Below are 2,882 nucleotides of genomic sequence, written 5' to 3'. Positions count from 1 at the left end.
GTGCCCCCGGCCACATCCCAGACCGCGGCATCCGCACCGGACCCGGACACCACCCGCGCCAGACGAGGCACCAGCACCTCACCCCCACGCACCGCGACCTCGGCCTCACCCACGGCCAGGGCGGCCTCCAGCAGCCCGGCCGACAGCACCGCACCCGGCTCGACGTCCAGCAGACCGAACCTGCCCGGGTGCTCCGAGACAGCCGACCTCACCAGACCCCACACTGCGGCACCCGCCAGGTCACCGCCCTCCGTGGCACCGCGCGTCACGAACACCAGACGCGACTGCGCGCACCGCTCGTTCGCCAGCCACGACCGCACCAGCTCCAGCGCCCATACGGCCGCATCGTGCACGGATCCGACGACACCGTCCGCGGTGCCGGGCACGGTGGCCAGCACCGTTGCCGGCACCTCGCCTTGAACCAGCGCCTCGAGTTCGGGCGCCCCCGAGACCGTGACCGGTTCGGAGGACGCTTCGGCGGCCCGCGTGCCCCGCGCCTGCACCCAGTCCACCTGGTAGAGGGAGTCATGGGTCGCAGCGCTCAGCTGTCCGGCCGCCAGGGGCCGGACGACCAGGGATTCCACCGAGGCGACGGGAGCGCCTGCCGGGTCGGCCAGCTCCAGGGCCATGGTCCCGTCGGCGTCCCGGGTCAGCCTGACCCGCAGGGCCGAGGCTCCGGAGGCGTGCAGTGTCACTCCGGTCCAGGAGAACGGCACTCCCCCGCGGCCGTCGTCGTCGAGCGCGAAAGCGTGCAGGGCAGCGTCGAACAGAGCCGGGTGGAGACCGAAGGCGCTGCCGTCCGTTTCTTCATCGAGGGCGACCTCGGCGAACAGCTCGTCGCCTCGGCGCCATGCGGCACGAAGGCCGCGGAACGCGGGACCGTAGGCGAACCCGGCGTCGGCCAGGCGCTCGTAGCAGTCCGTCACATCGACCGCGCGGGCCTCCTTCGGGGGCCACACGGACGCGTCGAAGTCGGACCGCACCTCGTTCACGAAAGCCGCAGGAGCCGTGGGAGCCAGGATTCCGGTGGCGTGGACGGTCCACGGGGCCCGGACGTCGTCCTCACCCCGCGCGTGTATGCCCAGGGTGCATCGGCCGTTGGCATCGGGCGTGCCGATTCGCACCTGGATGCGGGTGCCGCCGTGGTCGGGCAGCACCAGCGGCGCGGAGAGGGTCAGTTCCTCGACCGTGTCGCAGCCGACCTCGTCGGCCGCACGGATCGCCAGCTCCAGCAGGGCCGTGCCCGGCACCAGCACCGAGCCCCGCACCGCGTGGTCGGCCAGCCACGGGTGGGACTGCACCGACAGCCGGCCCGTGAACACCATCCCGTCCGAGCCCTCGGTGCCGGCCAGTTCGACGGCTGCGCCCAGCAGCGGGTGCTCGGCCGCTCCGAGTCCGGCGAACCGCACGTCCCCGGCCCGGGTCAGCGCACCGGCGGGCCAGTAGCGCTGCCGCTGGAAGGCGTAGGTCGGCAGGTCGACGGTCCCGGCCCGTGCACCGGTGCCGGTGAGGTAGGCGGCCCAGTCCACCCGGGTCCCGGCCACGTGCAGCCGGGCGAGCGCGGTCAGTGCCGCCGACTCCTCGTCACGGTCCTTGCGCAGCAGCGGGATCAGGTGTGCCTCGCCGCCGGCACTCTCGCGGGCCATGCCGCTCAGCACACCGTCCGGGCCCAGCTCCACGAACCGCGTGACACCCTCACCGGCCAGGGCACGAACTCCGTCGGCGAAACGCACGGCCTCACGGACATGGGTCACCCAGTAGGCGGGCGTGGTGAGTTCACCGGATGCGGCGATGCGGCCGGTCACGTTGGAGACGACGGGAAGCAGCGGGTCGGCGTAGGACAACCCCTCGGCGACCGCGCGGAACTCCTCCAGCATCGGCTCCATCAGCGGCGAGTGGAAGGCGTGCGACACCCGCAGCCGGGACGTACGACGACCCAGCCCGCGGAACACCTCCGCCACCGCCTCCACAGCGGCCTCCGCACCCGAAACCACCACCGAAGACGGGCCGTTGACCGCCGCGACCGACACCTCACCCGTCAGATGGGGCAGCACCTCGGCCTCCGTCGCCTCGACGGCGACCATCGCACCACCGGCGGGCAGCGCCTGCATCAGCCGGCCGCGAGCGGCCACCAGCGCACACGCGTCGGCGAGGGAGAACACACCCGCCACATGCGCGGCCACGATCTCGCCGATCGAGTGTCCGGCGACGTAGCCGGGGCGCACGCCCCAGGCGTCGAGCAGGCGGTACAGCGCCACTTCCAGGGCGAACAGCCCGGCCTGGGTATACGCGGTCCCGTTCAGCGCCTCCTCGTCGTCGCCCCACACGACCTCACGCAGCGACCGGTCCAGGTGCTCGTCCAGCCCCGCGCACACCGCGTCGAACGCCTCCGCGAACACCGGGAAACGAGCGTACAGTTCACGTCCCATACCGAGCCGCTGCGAACCCTGCCCCGAGAACAGGAAGGCGGTACGGCCTCCATCGGCCAGACCCTCCACGACACCCGCGTCCGGACGCCCCGCAGCGAACGCTTCCAGAGCGGCCGACTTGTCCTGCGCCAGCACCACGGCACGGTGCTCGAACACGGACCGCTGCGTCGCCAACGAGAACCCGAGGTCCACGCCACGGATCCCGGCGCCCGCCACGAACTCCCGCAGCCGCTCGGCCTGCGCACGCAGCGCGGCCTCACTCTTACCGGAGAGAACCCACGGCACCACACCAGGCACGGTCTCCGGTTCTTGTGCCGTCTGCGGCTGCAACACCAGTTCTCGGTCGGGCTGTTCGAAAATGACGTGGGCGTTGGTGCCGCTGATGCCGAACGAGGACACACCCGCCCGGCGCGGCCCCGAATCCCGCACCCATTCCACCGGTTCGGTCAGCAG

General features: G+C 72.4%; 1 protein-coding gene. It reads right to left on the bottom strand.

All coding sequences use genetic code 11. The features are described 5' to 3' along the window. A partial coding sequence (locus tag ACF1DX_RS38995) for an acyltransferase domain-containing protein (RefSeq protein ID WP_391795878.1) occupies nt 1–2,828 on the bottom strand: 2,828 nt, incomplete at its 3' end. Between the last annotated feature and the right edge of the window lie 54 nt (nt 2,829–2,882).

It is taken from the genome of Streptomyces sp. NPDC014676 (genome assembly GCF_043084105.1).
GTDB lineage: Bacteria > Actinomycetota > Actinomycetes > Streptomycetales > Streptomycetaceae > Streptomyces.
This window is presented reverse-complemented; position numbering and strand designations above follow the sequence as displayed.